We start from the raw sequence: 2880 nt of genomic DNA on the forward strand, positions 1-2880 counted from the left end.
CGCGCCGGGCCCATCTGCGGATTGTCCGCCAGACGGTTGGCGGACTCTTCCAGCCGGTCGAGGACGCGGTCAGCGGCTTGCGGGTTGTCGTCGGCGATATGCGTCCAGATCGCGATCAGATCCTCGCGGGCGGCCCGCGTGAAATACACCTGCACCATGAGGATCAGGGATGGTTCCGGCGGCTCCGGGCCTCGCGTTTGATATCGGCCATGGTGGTGCCGGGCTCGCAGGACCCGCTCGCCAGTCCTTCGTCCCACAACTGGCCCAGCGTTCGTCGGGCCCGCCATTCGCGCAGCGCCTCGCGGATCACCTCGCTCGTAGAGGCGTAGTCGCCACTGCCGACGGCCTCCTGCAGCAAGGCTGCATGCTCGTCAGTGATGGAAATGCTGATTTTTCCGGCCATGTCCGACCCTCCCGCCCGAAAGGTAGGAAAAAATCTCACCAACCGCAAGTTCAAGAAAGGATCCTCTCCATGAAAAACTACGTCCAGCCCGGCAACACCATCACCCTGACCGCTCCCTACGAGGTCGCCTCCGGCGACGGCATGCTCGTGGGCGCCATCTTCGGCGTGGCCGCGGGCGATGCCGCGAATGGCGCAACGGTCGAGGCTGCCCTTGTCGGTGTCTTCGACCTGAAGAAGACCGCCAGCCAGGCCTGGAGCGCCGGCGCGAAGATCTATTGGGACGACAGTGCGCGGGAATGCACCACGGTCGATACCTCGAACACGGCCATCGGCGTGGCGACCGAGGCGGTCGCGGGCGGCGCCGGTGACGTGATCGGGCGCGTACGGCTCAACGGCAGCTTCTGATGACCGCCTTCGCCGTGGCCATGGACGCGCTCTTCGCCGATGCGCATCTGGGCCGGGACGTCGTCTACACCGCCGAGGGTGGTGTGCCAGTGCTCGTGCGCGCCATCCTGCGGCGGCCGGACGATGTCACCGGCTTCGGCGAGGCGCGCCTCTGGTCGGAGACCACGCGCATCGACCTGCGCGTGGCCGAGGTTCCGAACCCGCGCCCCGGCGACCGCATCGAGATCGATGGTGACGCGTTTCTCGTCCAGGGAGAGCCCTTGCGCGACAGCGAACGCCTGATCTGGACCGTGGAGCTGAGGCCCGCGTGAAACTGAAGCTCGACATCACGCCTGACCTCGTCGCCATGATGGCCGCCGAAATCAGGGCCGGCGAGAAGGCTGTCACCGCCGCCACGCGCGAGGCCGGAAACATCCTCAAGACCGCCTGGCGAGCGCAGATCGTGGGCGCAGGGCTCGGCCAGCGCCTTGCCCGCTCGATACGGAGCCAGACTTACCCGAAGGGGCGCCAGAGTCTGAACGCCGCCGCTCTCGTCTGGTCCAAGGCGCCGACGATCGTCGGTGCCCATGACACTGGCCCGCTGATCCGGTCGCGAAATGGCTTCTGGCTCGCGATCCCGACCGAAGCCGCCGGGCGCGGCTTCCGCGGTGGTCGGATCACCCCGGGCGAATGGGAGCGCCGCCGTGGCATGCGGCTACGCTTCGTCTACCGCCCGCGCGGCCCCAGCCTGCTGGTGGCCGACCGCGCCCGGATCAATACCCGCGGCCAGGCTGTGGCGTCACGTTCCAAGACGGGCCGCAATCAGGTCACTGCGCCGATCTTCCTGCTGGTCCCGCAGGTCAAGTTGCGCAAGCGGCTGGACCTGGCGCGGGATGCAGACCGGGCGCTGGACAGTGTGCCGGGGCTGATCGTGGCGAATTGGGTGGAGGCCAAACTGTAGCCAACGTTCAACTACGAAAAATCCCGGCTGTTCACCTTGCGCCGCCGCTCAGAAGGGGATTTCCTCCAAATCCTCGTAGTCACCCGGGATGCGGGTCAGGTGCCCCACCGCATCGTCCGAGACGACGACACGCACATTGGTGACGCGCTCTCTTGGCCACCCGTCCCGAATGTACATGTGGCCTTCGTCGATGTCGTATCGCGGCTGCTGCTGCAAGCTCGAGTACGTGCCCATGAAAATCATGATGCCCTGATCTTGTAGAGACGGGATCACACGGTTTGCCTTTGCTTGAAGCCGTAGCAGTTCTGCGTCCGTACTTTCGCCGAAGCGGCCGCTGGGCGGTTCCCATGGGTTCTCCCACGCGGCATTGAGGATTTCCGCGATCTCCTCCAGCAGCGGAAGGTTATCTTCGGTGGGTTCAGCCTCGTACTCGAATTTTGCCATGAACGCATCTCGAAGCGTGTTCACCAACCGCGAGCCCCGCGTAACGGGCACAAGGACCACCTCACCCTGCCTCGTCGTTTGCGGGGGAGCGCCATGCAGGATCACGTCTTGCTGGCGGCCCCTCAACGCTTGGGGCTCGACCTCAAGCGCGTCCGCGATGAAAGCCAAACTCTCTATTGAAATCAATTCTCCGTTCTCGGCCCGCTGAATAGTCCGCTTATTTAGGTTGGTCAGTAGACCCAGCTTCTCCTGCGACATGCCCTTCTGCAGTCGAAGGGTCCGCAACTTTGCGCCATCGATGGTCATGGATGATCTCCGTCTTGGTTTCGATGCGCCAACCATCGCGAATTCCTTTCAGTGCGCCGACGACACGGTGACGACTCTATGACGACACAGCAGCGACAGGAAGTAGAAATAAGGCGACAGATGTAGACAGCGCACCACAGCGAAAGGACGAAGAACCGCAGTGTCCACCACACGCGAAACCATCCTCGCCGCGCTGCACGCGCGGCTCTCGGCACTGCCCGCCACCGCCCTGCGCGGTGAGGTGCTGCCCGAGCGCGTGCCGGCCGAGGGGCTGCTGATCCTCCGAGACGGTGAGCCCGGTGAACCCGAGGTGACGCTGTCGCCACTGCGCTACCACTACCAGCACCTCGCCGAGATAGAGGCGGTGGTCCAAGGCGCCGAC

Annotated in this window: 6 protein-coding genes and 1 pseudogene; 4 read left to right on the forward strand and 3 right to left on the reverse strand. The window is 64.9% G+C overall.

All coding sequences use genetic code 11. The features are described from left to right. Positions 1–158 (reverse strand): type II toxin-antitoxin system RelE/ParE family toxin (locus ENN83_RS17260; protein ID WP_414707687.1); only part of this gene is annotated, 158 nt, incomplete at its 3' end. A gap of 5 nt (positions 159–163) precedes the next feature. Further along, on the reverse strand, positions 164–403 hold the full coding sequence (locus ENN83_RS16865; RefSeq protein WP_287188995.1) for a ribbon-helix-helix domain-containing protein: 240 nt from the start codon (positions 401–403) through the stop codon (positions 164–166). A gap of 69 nt (positions 404–472) precedes the next feature. Between ENN83_RS16865 and ENN83_RS16870 the strand changes: the two genes are divergently transcribed. Genes ENN83_RS16870 through ENN83_RS16880 form a run of 3 tightly spaced genes read left to right on the forward strand, consistent with a single transcriptional unit; the run spans position 473 to position 1748 of the window. Beyond that, complete coding sequence (locus tag ENN83_RS16870) at positions 473–808, forward strand: DUF2190 family protein (protein ID WP_287188997.1); 336 nt, start codon at positions 473–475, stop codon at positions 806–808. After that, the gene (locus ENN83_RS16875) at positions 808–1119 is read left to right on the forward strand and encodes a head-tail joining protein (RefSeq protein WP_287188998.1); all 312 of its coding nucleotides are present in this window, start codon (positions 808–810) and stop codon (positions 1117–1119) included. Before ENN83_RS16870 ends, ENN83_RS16875 begins: the two co-directional genes overlap by 1 nt. Further along, the gene (locus tag ENN83_RS16880) at positions 1116–1748 is read left to right on the forward strand and encodes a DUF6441 family protein (protein WP_287189000.1); all 633 of its coding nucleotides are present in this window, start codon (positions 1116–1118) and stop codon (positions 1746–1748) included. The genes ENN83_RS16875 and ENN83_RS16880 overlap by 4 nt, the downstream gene beginning before the upstream one ends. 48 nt (positions 1749–1796) lie before the next feature. Here ENN83_RS16880 and ENN83_RS16885 read toward each other — a convergent pair whose 3' ends face one another. Further along, positions 1797–2498 carry a helix-turn-helix domain-containing protein gene (locus tag ENN83_RS16885; RefSeq protein ID WP_287189001.1) on the reverse strand — a complete coding sequence of 234 codons (702 nt, stop codon included), beginning with the start codon at positions 2496–2498 and terminating at the stop codon, positions 1797–1799. Positions 2499–2658: 160 nt separating this feature from the next. Here ENN83_RS16885 and ENN83_RS16890 point away from each other — a divergent pair. After that, positions 2659–2880 (forward strand): annotated as a pseudogene (locus ENN83_RS16890) (acyl-CoA transferase); the annotation flags it as partial.

Source organism: Rhodovulum sp., assembly GCF_011048875.1.
Classification (GTDB): domain Bacteria; phylum Pseudomonadota; class Alphaproteobacteria; order Rhodobacterales; family Rhodobacteraceae; genus Rhodovulum; species Rhodovulum tesquicola.

Coding starts and splice junctions, on each gene's coding strand:
- ENN83_RS16865 (WP_287188995.1), bottom strand. CDS start 403: ATGGCCGGAAAAATCAGCATTTCCATCACTGACGAGCATGCAGCCTTG.
- ENN83_RS16870 (WP_287188997.1), top strand. CDS start 473: ATGAAAAACTACGTCCAGCCCGGCAACACCATCACCCTGACCGCTCCC.
- ENN83_RS16875 (WP_287188998.1), top strand. CDS start 808: ATGACCGCCTTCGCCGTGGCCATGGACGCGCTCTTCGCCGATGCGCAT.
- ENN83_RS16885 (WP_287189001.1), bottom strand. CDS start 2,498: ATGACCATCGATGGCGCAAAGTTGCGGACCCTTCGACTGCAGAAGGGC.